Source organism: Bacteroides sp. OF04-15BH (genome assembly GCF_003477995.1).
In the GTDB taxonomy this organism is placed as follows: Bacteria; Bacteroidota; Bacteroidia; order Bacteroidales; family Bacteroidaceae; genus Paraprevotella.
The window spans coordinates 43,207-60,624 of the sequence record NZ_QUEM01000002.1; the positions used below are offsets into that span (position 1 = coordinate 43,207).

The following is a 17,418-nucleotide window of genomic DNA, read 5'->3' on the forward strand; positions in this document are numbered from 1 at the left end:
CTTAAAAGTTAATGTTCAGTCCAAAGATCACGCTTCGCTGGATGGGCTGGGCATAGAGGTTGCCCATTGTCTCCGGATCCAGATAGTTGGTGTAGTCGCTGGCAATCACCGCCAGGTTGCGGCCCTCGAGCGATACCGAAGCACTGCTGATGCCGAACTTCTTGAGCCATTCGCCGGGCAGCTTGTAGCCCAGACGGACGCTCTGCAGACGCATGTAGTTGCAGTCTCTCACCCAGATGTCCAGATAGTTGTAGAGCTGGTATTCGGAGTACTGGATGTACTCGGCCGGGCGCTCGCTGCTGGTCATCAGCTTCGGATAGATGGTGTTCTGGTTCTCCGGAGTCCAACGGTTCAGAATGTCGTGGTTGGTATTCATGCCACGGTCAAAGTTGGTCGGGGAGTAAGAAGGCGTTACGCGCACCTTCATGCCCAGATTGAAGAAGAAGTTCACACCCAACTGCCAGTTCTTGTATTCAAAGGTATTGATGAAACCTCCGGAAACCTTCGGATCGGTAGTACCCATGTAGGTGAACAGGTCGCGCTGTTCCTGCGCGCTCAGCGTGCTGGCCCCGTGCTGGTTCAGCTTCAGGAACTCGGTGGCGGTCACCTTCTTTCCGTCCTTGGTCAGGAAGAGTGGATAACCGTCTTCGTCCAGTCCGGCGGTCTTGTAGGCAAAGATGGCGCCTACGGGATAACCTTCACGGCCGGGGTATGTGGCGTTTTCGGCCACGGTTTCCTTCAATACCTTGTTTTCATTGAAGCCCAGATTGATATTGGTGTACCAGGTGAAGTCCTTCGTGCGGATGTTCCGTGTGGCCAGTGATACTTCCACACCCTTGTTCTCCATGCTGGCCCAGTTGATGGTCGTTGAGGAGAATCCGGTTTCCAGCGGCAGCATCTTCATGCCGATCAGGTCGGAACTGTAGCGATAGTAATAGTCCACACCCAGACGGATGGCATTGTTCAGGATAGCCAGATCCATACCCACATTGGCATTCTGGGTCTTTTCCCAGCGCAGGGACGGATTCGGTGCCGTTTCCGATTCAATCATGTCTTCGGAATAACCCGGCAGGATGGTGCCCTGCAGGTAGCTTCCGATGAGGTAAGGCGAGGTGGTCTTGTCGATATTACCTTGCAGACCGTATGAGGCGCGGATGCCCAAATCATTGATGGCATCAACGTCTTTCAGGAAGTTTTCTTCCTTGACGCGCCACAAACCGCTGACCGAATAAAGCGGCAGATAGCGGTATTTCTTGGAGACACCGAACACGTCGGAACCGTCGAAACGGATGCTTCCGCCCAAAGTATAGCGGGCCTTGTAGGTGTAAGAACCGGTGGCGAACCAGGATACAAAGGCATTTTCCGTAAAGGATTCCTGATGCAGCGGGAAATATTTGGCCACATCCTCGTTCGGGAAAATAACCGGTTGCGAGGTCAGCGTGCGGTTGTCATAACCGTAAGCGGCCGAGAAGGTGCTGCTGTATTCGGAGTGACGAATCTCTGTTCCGGCCATGAGCTGCACATCATGCTTGTTCTTGAAGCGCTGCTGATACTCGGCCATCGCCTTCCACGTCCACTGATTGTTGTGGGTTTCGGTCACCTTGTGCATACCGCCTTCGGGCAGGAAGCTGCGCTTTCCGTCAGAATATGAGTACTGGGCGCGCTCGTGATCCTTACGCATGGCGAAGCTGTTCTCGCCGGCGTACTTGTCCAAAGTTGAGGCATCCACCTGAAGACCGAACTGAGAGGTCAGCTTGAAATAGTCGTTCAGCTTGAGTTCTCCGTCGAAGATGGCCATCACTGAGCGGTCGGTCCGCTCGTTCGAGGTGTTGGCGCGCTCCTCGAATATGTTGAAATCCAGCTCGGAGTCCTCTTTACCGCCCTGCACGTTCACGTCGTAGATGTAGTTTCCGTTCTCGTCAAACGGACGCATGTACGGGTTGGCCAGACGCGAGTAGTACACCGGATTCACGAAACCGTTGTAGTCGGTCATGTAGCTCTTCTGCTGGCGCTGGTTGGCAAATACCGAAGCACCGAGCTTCAGGCGCTTGTTTACCTGATAATTGGTTTTCAGGGTTACGTTGAAACGGTTGTTGTCCACGCCGGTGACGTTACCCTGCTCGTCGTAGTAACCTACGGAAGTATAATAGTTGGCTTTTTCGTTGCCTCCCGAGATGCTGAAGTTGTATTCCTGATTGAATACGTCGCGGAACAGAATGTCATTCCAGTCCGTATTAATCTGGCGCAGCTGGTTGATGGCCGTCTGTGCCTCCGGAGTCAGCGCATCCCAGCCGCCCTGCTTGTAAGCGTTGGTCAGGCCCATGCTGTTCAATATGCGGGCCACGTCACCTTTATTCTCACGGAAGGTATAGTCCGAGCGGAGCAAGTCCAGCTCCAGATCCACCTTCTCGTCGGAGTTCAGCAGATTCAGGCGGTCCATGTTGATGTTCGGGCTGTAAGTCAGTTTTGTGGAGAAGTTGATCTGCGGCTTTCCGGCTTTACCCTTCTTGGTGGTGATGACAATCACACCATTGGCGGCACGGGCACCGTAGATGGCTGTGGCTGCGGCATCCTTCAGCACGGTGATGCTCTCGATGTCCGACGGGTTGATGCCGGCGATGGAAGTCTGATAAATATTATCAATATCCTTCAGGTCCTCCATATCGGGGATGTCGGTGCCCTCCAGGGGAATTCCGTCGAGCACCCACAGAGGCTCCTGCGTTCCGTTGATGGACGCCGTACCGCGGATACGGATTTTTGTCGGTGCTCCCGGCGCTCCGGAAGTGGAAACGGACGACAGACCCGAGATCTGTCCGGCCAGTGCCTGGTCGATACTCTTTACCGCTCCGATTTTCTCGTCGGAGATGTTCAGCGTGGTTACCGCTGCCGTCAGTTTGCGGCGGTCGATTTTCTGATAGCCGGTCACGACCAGTTCGTCCATCTCTTTGGAAGCGCTCTTCAGGACGACCTTGTATTGGTTTACGTTCGGCTTCAGGGCTACTTTCTGAGTCTGATAGCCAATGAAGCGCACTTCCAGATAAGCGGTTCCGGCATCCACCTTCAGCGTGAAGTTACCCTCCAGGTCGCTTGTGGTGCCGTTCATAGCCTTGCCGCCCGAGGCCGGCACCGAGATGGTGGCGCCGGGCAGAGGCTCGTTGTTAAACTCTCCGTCGAGGATGGTTCCCTTGATCGTGCGGGTCTGGGCCTGCAGTCCTGTCACCGAGAGCAATATAAATAGAATACATTGGATTATTTTCATATACGTTGTTTTATTTGTTCAGTCCTAATGCGGTTTGGATACGCAGGATCAGGTCCTCGTAATGGAATTTTGTGGCTGTGTCTCCGCTGTTGCGCTTGCTCTTCAGCAGATTCAGGATGCGCACCAGTTCGCCGCGCTTCACACTGATGGCGTCGCTGATGCGGTTGGCCTGCTTGCCATAGAGGTCGATGTTGCGGATACCGCCGCTGCGTTCGGCCTCGCCCTCCAGATGATGTTCGCCGCAGGAGCACAGGAATCTTGGTTTGTCCCACAAAGAGTTCTCATACAGGCTCTTGTTGATTTTCACGCCCTCGGCCTCGGCTGCCGCCGTGATGAGCGCGTCCACATAAGCTTTCTGGATGTTGCGGGTCATGACATCCGTCTTCTTGCCGGAGAGGGTGGCGCCGAAGATATGCTTGTGCAGCATGTCCATCATGTCGATGGCGGTGAATGCCTTGCTGCCGTTGTGGAATTCATTCTCAATCATGCGCACCAGACGCTCGTTGTGCAGCAGATCCCAGAACACGTAGTTCAGCTGGTTCTTGAAAGCCAGGTTCGGATTCTGCTCCACCAGACCTACCGGAGTGTCCTTCAGCAGATAAGTATAGTTGGTGATCGGAGCATTGAACAGCCAGTCCGGATACGTGAAGATTTCCTCCAGCAGGAACTGCACCGCCTCTTTCTGCCGGTCCTTCTCCACATACGTGAAGGTCTGCTCGCCGTCGCCCACGGTGGTATTCTCCAGATAGATACCTCCCACATTGGCCATGACATGATACAGATACAGACCCCACTGGAAGATGACTCCCGAATACAGCTTGGCCGCCTCTTCGTAAGTCTGGCCCGGCTGTCCCGTAGTGGTCCAGTTTACCAGTTCCGGCATGATACGCTTCAGGTTGGCAATACCGTAGCGGGCCGATTTCATGGCGTTGTCTCCCAAGTCTTCGCTCAAAGAGCGTGGATCGACTGCGGCACGTGCCGGCTGAGCCTCGCTGTAACGGTAAAGCGGTCCGTTGTGCTTCTTCAGAAAATCTACCAAAGGTTTCTTTCCTTCCTCTTCTGTAGGGAACCAGCGATAGCCCCATTCTATGGCCATCAGGTCATAAACTCCGATGTGCGGCGATGTGACGGTAACGCCGTCGCCCGGCTGTGCCACATAGTTGAAGCGCGCGTAATCCATGATGGAAGTAGAAGTTCCACCTACTCGTGAGGTAAACTCTGCCGAGCGCAAAGAATCTGTCGGATAAGCGTTTGAGGCACGCATGTTATGGCGTAAGCCTAACGAGTGACCCACTTCGTGACAGGCCACGAAGCGCGCCGCGTCGCCGATCAGGCTTTCCGGCAGCTGCAAGGTGCGCGCCTGCGGGTTGGTCGGTCCCGTCTGCACCATGATCCATTCGCGCAGCAGCGACTGCACGTTGTGCCACCAGATGATGTCCGCCTCGAGAATCTCGCCCGTTCTCGGGTCGATCACGGAAGGCCCCATCGCGTTGGCCTTGTCCGATGCGGCATAAGTCAGCACCGAATATTTCATGTCGTCCCCCTCGGCGGCGATGCTGTCCGTGTAGTCGCGCACCTGCACCGCGTTCTTGAATCCGGCCTTCTCGAAAGCCACGTTCCAGTCCAGGATACCCTTCTCGATATACGGCCGCAAGTGCTTCGGCATGGCCGCGTCGATATAGAACACAATCGGCTTGACGGGCTCCACGAGCTGCCCCGCCAGATAAGCCTCCTTGTCCTTGGGCTCCAGTCGCCAGCGCGTGATGTAATTCTTTTCCTTCAGCTCCTGCTGCGTGTCGGAATAGTGCAGGCGCGGCGTGGTGAAGTAGCCCACAAGAGAAGATTCCTCGCGTCCCGGCATCGGGATTTCAGGAAGCAGTGTCAGTGAGGAGCTGACCACCACGGTGATGTTCACCTTGCTCATGCCTTCGCGCACGATGGTGGTGAGCTCCGAAGTAGCCGTCACATTGTTGGAGAAGGCCCGGATATCCAGGATGCGCGACAGGTCCGTGTTGGCCGATGTGCCCAGATTGATCAGGTTGAACACGTCATTCAGGCAGTTCTGCTTGCCGTTGAACAGATCGTTCACCTTGACCAGCACGCTCGAAGAGTCCGAAGCCACGGCTTCCACCTTCAGGCTGGCAATGAGCGGGTCGATATAATTGTCGAGCACGGAAGCGCCGATGGCATTTCCCTGCGGAAACTCCGGCGTGTTTCTTTGCTGGCGTATGGCCACCTTCTTGTCCGCGCGGTTCCATTCAAAGCGGATGGTCTGGTTCTCGTAGTTGATGCCCTTGTTCACCCCCGCCTCATTCAGTTCCTTGGGAACGCGCTGCAGGCGGTTCGTCACGAGAAACTCGCGCCCCATCAGCGCCGCGGGGATTTCCAGATAAAAAGTATCTTCTTTCTTGACCACATTCATCACTCCGCCGAAGGCTACGGAATCCCTTCCGGTGAGTTTCTTGTATTCGGAGATTTGAACTTCTTTTTGGGCTTTCTTCTTTTTCTTCTTAAGCAGAGGGAATATTCCTGCCGCCTGCCCCGCAATCGCTGCGTCGGTAGCAAACAACAGAGCGAACATTCCAATCCAGATTGTACGTTTGCTCATAATTGATAATTGACTGTATCCGTGAATAATATTCGAATAACCCCTTTCTGACGGAGAAAATGATTACCGATGAATGCGGTTCCGCATGTTCATAAATAAGTCCGGAACCGGTTGAAATGGTTTTTGTAGAAAATAAAAAATGTCTTGGCTCCGGGAGAAGCCAAGACATGGATCAAAGTTTTTATTTCAAGCGAGATAAAGCTTCTTTGATACGCTTCATGGCTTCTTTGATGTTTTCGTCGCTGGTTGCATAACTCATACGGAAACATTCCGGAGAACCGAAGTCGTCGCCGCCCACTGTAGCCACATGGCCCACTTCCAGCAGGTAAAGAGCCAGGTCGGTAGAAGTGTTGATCACACGGTCACCGTCCTTCTTACCGAAGTAAGAGCTGCATTTCGGGAACAGGTAGAATGCGCCCTGAGGCTTGTTTACTTCCAATCCCGGAATTTCCTTGGCCAGCTCTACGATGAGGTCTCTACGGCGTTCGAATGCCTGACGCATCACCTCAACACATTCCTGTGAGCCGGTGTAGGCAGCCTCGGCAGCCTTCTGCGACACGGAGCACGGTCCGCTGGTGTACTGACCCTGCAATTTGTTGCAGCCCTTCACGATCCATTCCGGTCCGGCGATGAAACCGATACGCCATCCCGTCATGGCATACGCCTTGGACACACCGTTGATGATGACCACGCGGTCCTTGATCTCCTCGAACTGGGCGATGCTCTCGTGCTTGCCGATATAGTTGATGTGCTCGTAAATCTCATCGGCAATCACGATCACGCGCTCGTGTTTTGCCAGAACGGCAGCCAGTCCGGCCAACTCTTCCTTAGAATAAACAGAACCGGTTGGGTTGCTCGGTGAGCAAAGAATCAGGGCACGGGTTTTCGGAGTGATGGCTGCCTCGAGCTGCTGCGGAGTGATCTTGAAGTCCTGCTCGATGCCGGCGCCTACGACCACCGGAGTACCATCAGCCAATTTCACCATTTCCGGATAGCTCACCCAATAAGGTGCCGGAATAATCACCTCGTCTCCTGCATTGACCACTGTCATCACCACGTTGCAGACAGACTGTTTTGCACCGTTAGAGCAGGCAATCTGTGCCGGAGTGTAGTCCAGCCCGTTTTCGTTCTTCAGTTTGCTGGCGATGGCCTGACGCAAAGCCGGATAACCCGGAACTGGAGAGTAACGTGAGAAATTCTCCTCTACTGCCTTGATGGCAGCGGCCTTGATATGGTCCGGGGTATTAAAGTCCGGTTCGCCCACACTCATGTTGATCACATCGATACCCTGAGCTTTCAGTTCATTGCTTTTTTGAGACATTAATAATGTCGCAGACTGTGACAGTCTGTTGAGACGATCTGATAATTGGTTCATTTTTCTCTCTGTTTATTATAATTTTGTTATTGCTGTTGCAAAAGTAGCTCTTTTCGCTCGAAAAACCTACTCCTTTAATAGTTTTTCGTAAATTTGATAACATTTTGCCAACTGCAGTGTGCATTCTGGCAACTTTTAGTCTCTATTTCCGAAGATTCTCAGCAAGTACAGGAACATGTTGATGAAATCCAGATAGAGGGAAAGGCTTCCCATCAAAGCCATTTTCTGGGTCTGTTCATTGATGTCTGTGCCGTATTCGCGCATCATCTGCTTGATTTTCTGAGTGTCGTAAGCTGTCAATCCTACAAAGATCAGCACACCTACATAGTTGATGATCCAGCCCAGAGTGTCGCTAACCAGGAATATATTGACCAAAGTAGCGATGATCAGGCCGATAAGAGCCATGAACAGGATGCCGCCCAACTTGCTCAAATCCTTTTTGGTGACAAAGCCTACCAGACTCATGGTGCCGAAGGTGCCGGCAGTAATCAGAAATGTGGTGGCGATGCTACTCTCTGTATAAGCCAGAAATATCGTAGAGAGCGATACACCGGTGAGCAGAGAATAGAATATAAACATCAGGGAAGCTGTCAGGAACGACATCTTGTGGATGCGTCCTGAGAGGATGAACACGACTGCCAGTTCGGCAATGATGACTCCATAGAACAGCATCGGATTATTTACCAAAGCACTGATATAGGCCGGACTGTTGGCTACATAAGCTGCTGTGAGCCCGGTGATGACCAGAGCGAATACCATCCAAAGGTACACGCTGCGCATCAGTTTTGCGAATACTGCATTCTGCTCTTTTCCAAGAGTTTGCTGCAGAATAAACATTTCTTTTTCTTCCATAGTGATACAGTTTGTTGATTATTTGTTAAAGTGCAGGTTGTGACCCATGCGCTCTTTCTTGGTGCGCATATACTTTTCGTTGTAAGGGTTCACACCAACCTCGATAGGTACATTCTCTACGATTTCCAGACCGTAAGCTTCCAGACCCACGCGTTTTACCGGGTTATTGGTGAGCAGACGCATTTTGCGCACGCCCAGATCGTGCAGAATCTGTGCTCCTACGCCATATTCGCGCTCGTCGGGTAAGAATCCCAGATGTGTGTTGGCATCGACGGTATCCATACCTTCTTCCTGAAGCTTGTATGCCTTCATCTTGTTGAACAGGCCGATGCCGCGTCCTTCCTGATTCATATAAAGAACCACACCCTTGCCTTCCTTTTCGATCATTCGCATAGACTCATGCAGCTGGGCACCACAGTCGCAGCGCTGGCTGCCGAAGATATCTCCGGTGGCGCAAGAAGAATGTACGCGCACCAGAATCGGTTCGTCGGGAGTCCAGGTACCTTTGATCAGAGCCACGTGCTCCAGACCGTTGCTCTTCTGGCGGAAAGTGATGTCGCGGAAATGTCCGTACTCGGTAGGCATATCCACTTCCGGTCCCTGTTCTACCATAGATTCCTGTTTCAGGCGATAGGCAATCAGGTCGCGGATGGCGATGATCTTGATGCCGAACTTGTGGGCCACCTGCTGCAACTGCGGCATGCGGGCCATAGTTCCGTCCTCGTTCAAAATCTCAATCAGGGCTGCGGCCGGCTGCAATCCCGACAGGCGTGCCAGATCGACAGCTGCCTCTGTGTGTCCGGCACGGCGCAAAACACCCTTATCCTGGGCATAAAGCGGGTTGATGTGGCCCGGACGTCCGAAATCGGTCGGTTTGCTGTTCGGGTCGGCCAGTGCCTTGATGGTTTCGGCACGGTCGTGAGCGGAAACGCCGGTGGTGCATCCCTCCAGCTTGTCCACGGTAACGGTGAACGGAGTGCCGAGAATAGAAGTGTTGTCACTTACCTGATGCGGCAATTCCAGTTCCTGGCTGCGAGATATGGTGATCGGAGCACACAAAACACCCCTTCCGTTGGTCAGCATAAAGTTAATCTTTTCGGGAGTGATCATTTCGGCAGCGGTGATGAAGTCGCCCTCATTTTCACGATCCTCGTCGTCTACTACGATCAGGAACTTACCCTCTTTGAAGTCGGCCAGAGCCTCTTCAATTGTGTTTAATTTAAAATTCTCCATTTTAATAATAGGTATCTTTATGTTGTTATTATATTCTCAATTCGGTTGATGATTCGCTCGCCGTAGGTCTGGATGTTGTTCAGATCCTTATACAGGCGGAGCCGGTAGAACCAGATGCGGAAATAGAAGAACAGGCCCAGAGGTACGAGAACTCCCAGCAGCTGGTTCAGCTTTTTGCGTTCAAACGGTCTGGTGTGTGCATGCGGAGACAACACCGGCAGTTTGTTGAGATACTCCAGAATGGCGGCATCGCGCGAGTTGGACAGGACGACTACCAGGTCTTCCAGCCGGTTACATACCTCGGTCATCTCATGGTCGGTCTGGTAAGTAAAGAACAGCTTGAAATAATTCGGTGCCAGGCGCAATCTGTTCTTGGCGGCATACTCCCGGCAGTGTTCCAGGAGCTCCCGAATCTGTTCTTTCACCACCGGATAGTCCGGATCGTTGATAATCACCTCTTTCCGGTTGATGTGACGCGTCACTCTCAGGCCCAGCAGTTTCTTGAAGAATGCCTGATAAGCCTCGAAGTTGAACACCACAGAGTCTTTGTTTGCCTTGTAGGTCAGGAAGGCACCGATAGGCATCAGAATGGCAGAACTCATCCAGATACCGAAAGTGACGTTCCATTCGCCCGACTTGGCCATCTTTTCACCCGATACATTTATTATATAATAGAAGATGAAGATGGCTACGGATACGACAACCGGTACACCGAGACCTCCTTTCCGGATGATGGCACCCAGCGGAGCTCCGATAAAGAAGAAGATGAGGCAGGCCAGCGACAGGGTCATTTTCTTGTTATATTCCACCCAGTGCAGACGCAAGGCGCGGTTCACATCATTGGTGGTATATTGGCGGAACTCATAGTCGGAAGTGGCATTGGCTCCCTTGTAGGCCGCCTTTTGAATGATCTGCTGTTTGTTTTCGGGAGTCAGCTTGGCCAGAACCGAGTCAAACGGCAGGGGAGTGGCCGCCTGTACGCGTGCCGAATCCTGTTTGCTTACCGAAGTCGCCTTGTTCATGAAACTGAACTGCGCTTCGCGATAGGCCGCGCGTCCCACACTGTCCTTCATGGCCGTGAGGGAGTCGATACCTTCCTTGATCTGTACAATGTTCTTGGTCTGGGCATTACCGCTGAGCAGCGAAGCATCCAGCGCATTGAAATTGGCGTCGAAAGCAATCAGGTCGGTTTCCTCGATGAATGTCTCGCGCATGTACGGGATATTGGCATTGCTCAGAGCCGAGTTCTGTCCCTTCATATTCTGGAAGCGCTCTCCCTGATACAGGGTGAGCTGCAGATGCTTCTTGTCGGCAGTGCTTTGCAGGCGGGCCGAGTCGGCCAGCACAATCTGCGTGTCTTCATAACTGTTCGTGTTGTTATAAATCATCACGCCATAGAGCATACCCGTTTCCTTGTTCTTTTTCTCCACAAACAGATTGTAGCCCGGGATTTCATTATAGAATATTCCCTCGGGGATTTCCAGTTCGGGCGATTTCTGCTTCATGGAGTAGATGAGTGCTGCCAGTTTCTTGGTGGCATTCGGGCTGGTTACATTCTGAAAGTAGAACGATCCGGCGCTGAGCAGCAAAGCCAGGATGGCGGTGGGCTGGAAAATGCGGATAAGCGAGATTCCGGCAGCCTTCATGGACAAAAGCTCAAACCGTTCGCCGAAATTACCGAAGGTGATGAGTGAGGCCAGCAGAATGGCCAGCGGCAGAGACATGGGAACCAGGGTGAGGCTGGCATAAAAGAAAAACTGGGCCAGCACGTCAAGGCTCAATCCTTTTCCGATCAGTTTGTCTATGTGAAGCCACATAAACTGCATCATAAAGACAAACAAACAAATAAAAAAGGTGCCTACAAAAAGCAATGCATATGCCTTGAATATAAATATGTCTAGTTTCTTGAATAATCTCATTTTATCTGATCCACGTGAGAATGATGTGCAAATTTAAGATAAAAATTGCAGAACAAAGCATGCGCCTGTCTTTTTTTGGTAAACTTTATTCCTTATATCGTTTTTTTTCTTTTTTATTTCTGGAAAAAGTGCGATTTTTCCGATAAAAAGTCCCGTTTGGTGATTTTTATGGATAAAATGCTGTATATGATATGTTTATAGAGCTTGTCGAGGCGTGGAGAGTTCATCGGATCGTATCTTCGCAAAACGGAAAAGGATATTTTTTGCAGAAAAAATGCATTTTTTTTGCGGAAAAGTTTGGAGATTAAAAATAAATGCGTACCTTTGCAACGCAAAACGATAAGGACAGCAACCTTACGGCGGGATAGCTCAGCTGGTTAGAGCGCATGATTCATAATCATGAGGTCCCGGGTTCAATCCCCGGTCCCGCTACAAAATTAAAGCAAGGCATTTAAGAAGAAATTCTTGAATGCCTTATTTTTTTGTTTTTACCGAAATAAAAAATCCGGCAAGATGCCCTCGATGAGGCGTTGTCCTGTCGGATTTCATTTTTCGTTTTTTATTCTTTCGTGATACAGATAACTACGCGGTTTTCGACGTTGTTGCTGAATGGCTGTACGCTGTCGCCCTTGTAGTCGGTGATGATCCGCTCTTTGCTGATGCCTTTGCTTTCGAGAAGCTTGCTGACAACCTCGGCGCGTTTCTTGGACAGAGTCTTGTTATAACTGCGGGTTCCGGTCTGCTTGTCGGCATAGCCGCATACATTTACTTTCGTATTGGGGTTGGCTTTCATGAAATCTGCGATTTTGGCGATTTTGTCCATGCCCTCTTTGCTGACTGAGGCCGAGTTGATCTTGAAGAAGACGTTTTCTGTAACTTGTTCCGTCTGAACGACTTTCTGCTCCTCCTTCGGTGTTTCGACCGGAGTGACCGGTGTGGCAGGCGTAGCCGGTGTTACTTCCTGTGCGGCAATGATTTCCTGTGCCGGTTCGGCTTTCTTCTTGCCGCCGAACTTTATGGAGAATCCGGCCATCAGGTTGAAGTGCCAGTCGGCATTTCCGGCTTTCTTTGAGTTGAATTTATCCGAAAGCACATTGGCATTGGCCTCCAGATTGAAACTGAGATTGCGGGTCAGACGGAAGTCGGCTCCCAGGCCGAAGCGGCCCACGGGGAAGAGTTCCTTACCGCTCCACAGATACTCCAGTTTGTGTCCCTGGTTGTTCCACGCGATGGCATCGTCGTTGTTGAAACCTCCATTCAGAGCCACACCGGCAAACAAATACGGGTTGACAATTCGGGTAGCCTTGTAGCCTCCAAAAAGATTGCCCAGGTTCAGGGTGGCATCAATATTGGCCTGAACGAAATTAAACGAATAGTCATATTGCGGGGTTACCCATGACCCTTTAGCCTGCCATCCGGTCAGACCGGCACGCAGTCCCCAAAGCGGGGTGAACTGATATCCGGCATAGATGGCAGCCGATGGAGATATCATTTCTTTAAATGCTATTTCTCCTAAGGTGTAGGCGGCGCCGCCCTGAATCTGCATGCTCCAGTGTGGAGAAAATTCGCTTTTTTTCTCGTTTTGTGCATAGGCTCCCATGCTGCTTCCGGCTAGCAATAGGGCCAGAAAAGTAGTTTTTTTCATCATAAAAATAGTTTTTAGGTTGATTTTGCTTTAAATTATTTTTGCAATATAAAGCGTGTATTTAATTGTCGTTTGCAGGCTTGTAGAGGGGGATTACCGGGATTTGCTGAGGGAATTTTGAGATAAAAAACGGGGACTTTTCTATAGGAAGAAATCTGCTTTTTATCTCTATGCAAAGATAATAATTTTTTATGTTTTTTGAAAATATAAGTTTCTAAAAATGAGCGGAAATATGGCGGTTTTCATGGCGTGGAAAAAGGTTTTTCTCAATTAAGTTTTTCGAGGGAGAAATGTGAGGAGTGGCAGACTGTTTTTGAGGTATGCTTTACCGGAAAAACAGCAAAGGATATGATTGGATTTATTTTTAATAGATTTTAGTAATTTGCGTTTTCCGAAGAACTGTACTTCTTTTGCCGGTGCAAAATGTTTCTCGGAATGTTTTTTTGAATCGGAATGAAAAAAATAGAGAAAATCTTTTTCTGTTTAAATGCTTTTTTGTACCTTTGTGGTGTCCAAAGAAAAAGGATATCTTTTTGGGGCATTAGCTCATCTGGCTAGAGCGTTTGACTGGCAGTCAAGAGGTGGCGAGTTCGAGTCTCGCATGCTCCACGAACTTAGATCCGGACAAGAAACCGGGCTGAAAAATATAAAGCGTGTGTTGCTGAATGCAAAAGCATTTGCTCACACGCTTTTTTGTTTTTGTTGGCACAAAAAATCGCCCTGATGATTTCCATAAATCATCAGGGCGATCTTTTCATTTCATTGGGATGAAAAAAATACCCCGTCTCTGTCTGTGGCAGAGGCGGGGTAAATAATTGAATGAAACGTGATAAATACTTGCTAAAAAGCAAGACCAAACAGACTCTGGGTCTGCTTGAATACCCAAAAAAACAATTTTAAGTATACCTACTATTTTACAGATCTATCTTTCAGAGAGATGGGATGAAAATTGTGTCCCTGAACAGTTTCTTTTCAATGTGAGTCAGTAATGTCAAACCGGTATGTCCCAGGCACTTCTGTTGGTTTTCAATAGAGTGCGCCTCACGGCGCACTCTATCTGCTATAATACAGTAAGGCTAGGGGTTTATACTGTTTTGCTTATACTGTTTTGCCATTACTGTAGTCTTTACTGAATTCCTGCTGGGATGACAACGTTGAATGTCAGTTTATACTGACCATTTGTTGCTGTACCTAATCCATTGATAGCGCCCCAACGTGGCTGATTGATGGTTACAATCAATTTTGCAGTGTAATTTCCGGTAAATACTTTGTCCTTACCGCTCTGAGTCAGTGTGATAACACCTGTGTTTGGATCAACTTTCAGGTAGTCATTAGACTGCTCGATAGAGTATACAGGAACGCAATTTGTCATTGCATAGATATTGTTGCTAAATGGGTCCACTTCAAATGCTGCGTTTGGCATAGATTGTGCATTGTAAATCTGCTTCTTACCATCTACCCATATAGCTCTGTTCAGATAGTCTTTCCAGCTCAAGCCTGTCAGCTGTTTGCTTTCATTCTTTGTGCTGAACTTAACTTCTGCAGGAGCATTGTTCACGAAAGTACCAGACAGCTGTTGTACGCCAAATGTGAAGTTCTGAGTCTTACTGTCTACAACTCGACCATTCTCATAAACAAATTTTGTCTGGGCCTGGATTGTTGCACCGCCACTGTAATTTGCCTGATTGATAGTCATGGTCTTGTTTTGTGGTGCAGTTAGGCTGTTGTAGTTGGCTGCAGTAACACCTGGTACGCTATTTGTTGGAGCGACAATCGTGACGTGAGCGTAATTGCTGTGGATGTTCGCAATGTCAGCAGCGAAATTCTTGTAGATAGAAGTTACATCTACATTCAAATTCATGGCATTTACCTTACCATTATTCATTGTGAATGTCGGAGTCAGAGTTACCTTGTTATTGTCCCATACAGCATCCTGTTTTGTAAGATTGAGCTTATCGTCAACATATTTGGTTGCCTTAATTGTCAGCTTGATTTCGTATTCGCTTGATGATTGGGTTGTTCCACTAGTATTGTCCTTAAGAGTGATTGTTACAACCTTGTCAGCAGCGACGTGCGTCAGTTGAGCAATAGTCAATGACAAGTTTCCTCCAGTCTTATTCAAACTTATGCCGCTAACAGTGCCGAGATCATCAGTTATTTGAGCTGTGCTTACAATGTTCGCCCAGTCGCTTGTACTGATGCCAAAGGCATCCGCAATCTTAGTTTTGTGGGTTGCGTCAAGCAGGTCGACAGTGATGTTTTGTGTAGCAATGGTCAACCAGTTTACATCAATATCCTCTTTATAGGTCTTAATGTCCTTAATGATCTCAAATGATGCGTTGTTGAACTGCGTGTTGTAAGATACACCTGCTGCTGTTACTGTTGCCTTGACACCAGCTTTGCTGTTAATGGCGCTACTTGATGCACTCTTGACTTTGACTTCACCGGTGTTTTCGTTGATCTGGAATGCATTGGCGCCATTTGTTGTGACATCTGTCAATGCATATTTTACAGTAAATTTATCAGCTCCAAAGATGGCTGCAAGGTCATTGATGGTAGTGTTGTCTAGCTTTGTGCCTTTCAGCGTAACAGTTCCTGGAGTGAAACTTGTTTTTGTGTCATTCCATGCAACAGTTTTTGCATTATTGAAATTTGGGGCAACTACTTCAATGGTCTTTACGGTAATGTCGCTGTGGCTGGCAACGAAGAAGTCAGAAGAGATATCAGTCATATTTTCTGTTTTTCCCTCTTCATTAATGGCAGCGATGTGTGCGCATAATGCGTATGCTTGTCCTGGAGAGAATACTGTACTGCGAGATACATTGAAAGTCACGATACCTTTAGCTTCTGCGTCGGCATCTGCAACATATTCTGCATTCAGATAGTTTTCCTGTGCGGCACGGGTCTGTCCAATCCACTTTCCTTCAAAAGTAATTTTGTAATTATCTTTAAAGGATGCGGCTGCAGAAGCAGGAGTAACACGGAATTGGACCTTAGAAGTTACGTTATCAGCAACTTTTGCTGGGTTTCCACCAATAGTTGGCTGAGCATACAGTGTATTGAATGCTACATGAGTAGGCTGTAAGTTGCCATCGAACTGAGGTACATACATGATACTCTGAACCATAATGCCCAGAAGCTTTTTAACGTCTTCTCTCAGTGCTTTGATTTCAGTTTGGATTTTCTCATCTATAGTTTCACTAGATACGATTTTCTCTTCCAGTGCATTAACTTCAGCTTGCAACTCGTTGAACTGATCCTGGCTAACCTTACCGTCGATTAAAGCCTTCAATCCTTCTTCTTTAGTATTGATCAGAGATTCCAATGCGTCAACTTCAGCTTGCAAGTCATTTGCAGTAACATAGTTGGCAATCTTTTCTTCCAGAGTTGTCAGCCTGCTGTCAAGATTTTCTGGAATCAATTCTTTAACGCCGTTGATTGCTGCCTGGATTTCAGCGGTAATTTCAGGTTTCAGATTCTTTATTGCTTCGTCTGTGTAGTTTTCAAGTTCAGCCTTTAAGCCTTCCAGATTAGTTACACGTTGTTGCAAATCGGTGATCTTTTCTCCGTAGTTGGCGTCGAGGATAGTCTTCAAGTCATTCTGAGCCTTGGCCAGGTCAGAAGTAACTTTGTCCAATTCAGACTGAATGGTTGCAATTTCCTCGCTATTATCCAGTCCTTCGATCTTTTTGTTCAATTCATCCTGCTTCTGCTGCAAAGTAGAAATCTGGCCTTCCAAAGAAGTCTTGGTCTCTTCCATAGCGGCAGACAACTCTGTATTTACATCATTGATCAGGCCCTTAACCTCTTCGCTCAATGTGGTAATCTGCTCGTTGCTGGCCTTTGAATCCAAAGCCTGCTGCAATTCAGCTGCTTTCTGCTCCAAAGCCTTGACAGAAGCTGCATCAGCCTTGCTTCCGGCAATCTCGGTAATCTCTGCCTTCAATCCCTCAATGGCAGTGTTCAATCCCTCAGTAATCTCGGTCTTTGATGCATCCAGCTGCTTCTTCAGAGCGTCGATCTGTTCCTGGTGATTTTTGATGTCGTCATCATAGTCAGAACAGCTTACCACTGCAGTGGATGAAGCCAATGTCAACGCACAGATGACTGACACTTTAATGAAATTCTTTTTCATAAATTAATTAATTTTGATTAGAACTGTTATTTAAAAATTTGTTGTTAATATGATCGGAATGTTGCATCGTTTTCAAAAACATTTAAGATTTTGCCATGTTCTATTCTTTGTAAGTATTTGTTTTTTAGTGCTTTAGTTTAAGTTTTTTGGAAATCTCTTTATAAGAAATGCGCATAGGATTATTCTTGCGCTTGTGTAATTTGTTGATTTTCAGTATAAAAAATATGTAATAGGATGCTAATGCAGAAGGGGTTTCTTGAGAAGGATGAAAGGAGGGGGCTTATAATAATAAGGAATAGGTTACAGATTATAATCGCAGAAAAGGGGCTTGGAATAAAAAAATGCATTTTTTTTTGTCGAATCAAACAGAATATGTATATTTGCATCGAATT

At 48.6% G+C, this 17,418-nt stretch carries 8 protein-coding genes and 2 tRNA genes; 2 read left to right on the plus strand and 8 right to left on the minus strand.

What is annotated here, in order from left to right:
* Position 1 precedes the first annotated feature (1 nt).
* From DXA74_RS01165 to DXA74_RS01190, 6 genes are all read right to left on the minus strand, one after another.
* Positions 2-3,259 (minus strand): SusC/RagA family TonB-linked outer membrane protein, encoded by a 3,258-nt coding sequence (locus tag DXA74_RS01165; RefSeq protein ID WP_118525003.1) that lies wholly within the window; start codon positions 3,257-3,259, stop codon positions 2-4.
* Positions 3,260-3,269: 10 nt separating this feature from the next.
* Positions 3,270-5,867, minus strand: coding sequence for a zinc-dependent metalloprotease (locus DXA74_RS01170; RefSeq protein WP_118525004.1), 2,598 nt, complete (start codon positions 5,865-5,867; stop codon positions 3,270-3,272).
* A gap of 181 nt (positions 5,868-6,048) precedes the next feature.
* Positions 6,049-7,242 (minus strand): pyridoxal phosphate-dependent aminotransferase, encoded by a 1,194-nt coding sequence (locus tag DXA74_RS01175; protein WP_118525005.1) that lies wholly within the window; start codon positions 7,240-7,242, stop codon positions 6,049-6,051.
* A 135-nt stretch (positions 7,243-7,377) separates the two neighbouring features.
* Positions 7,378-8,094 carry a Bax inhibitor-1/YccA family protein gene (locus DXA74_RS01180; protein ID WP_118525006.1) on the minus strand — a complete coding sequence of 239 codons (717 nt, stop codon included), beginning with the start codon at positions 8,092-8,094 and terminating at the stop codon, positions 7,378-7,380.
* Positions 8,095-8,112: 18 nt separating this feature from the next.
* Positions 8,113-9,327 (minus strand): bifunctional 3,4-dihydroxy-2-butanone-4-phosphate synthase/GTP cyclohydrolase II, encoded by a 1,215-nt coding sequence (locus DXA74_RS01185; RefSeq protein WP_118525007.1) that lies wholly within the window; start codon positions 9,325-9,327, stop codon positions 8,113-8,115.
* A 17-nt stretch (positions 9,328-9,344) separates the two neighbouring features.
* Positions 9,345-11,246, minus strand: a complete 1,902-nt coding sequence (locus DXA74_RS01190) for an LptF/LptG family permease (RefSeq protein WP_118525008.1) — start codon at positions 11,244-11,246, stop codon at positions 9,345-9,347.
* Positions 11,247-11,604: 358 nt separating this feature from the next.
* On the opposite strand from DXA74_RS01190, the gene DXA74_RS01195 reads away from it, so the two are divergent.
* Positions 11,605-11,678: transfer RNA gene (locus tag DXA74_RS01195), tRNA-Met, on the plus strand.
* 127 nt (positions 11,679-11,805) lie between these two features.
* On the opposite strand, the gene DXA74_RS01200 is transcribed toward DXA74_RS01195, so the two are convergent.
* On the minus strand, positions 11,806-12,894 hold the full coding sequence (locus DXA74_RS01200; RefSeq protein ID WP_118525009.1) for an OmpA family protein: 1,089 nt from the start codon (positions 12,892-12,894) through the stop codon (positions 11,806-11,808).
* 532 nt (positions 12,895-13,426) lie between these two features.
* On the opposite strand from DXA74_RS01200, the gene DXA74_RS01205 reads away from it, so the two are divergent.
* Positions 13,427-13,500: transfer RNA gene (locus DXA74_RS01205), tRNA-Ala, on the plus strand.
* Positions 13,501-14,017: 517 nt separating this feature from the next.
* Here DXA74_RS01205 and DXA74_RS01210 read toward each other — a convergent pair.
* Complete coding sequence (locus DXA74_RS01210; protein ID WP_147400993.1) at positions 14,018-17,026, minus strand: hypothetical protein; 3,009 nt, start codon at positions 17,024-17,026, stop codon at positions 14,018-14,020.
* Positions 17,027-17,418: the final 392 nt, after the last annotated feature.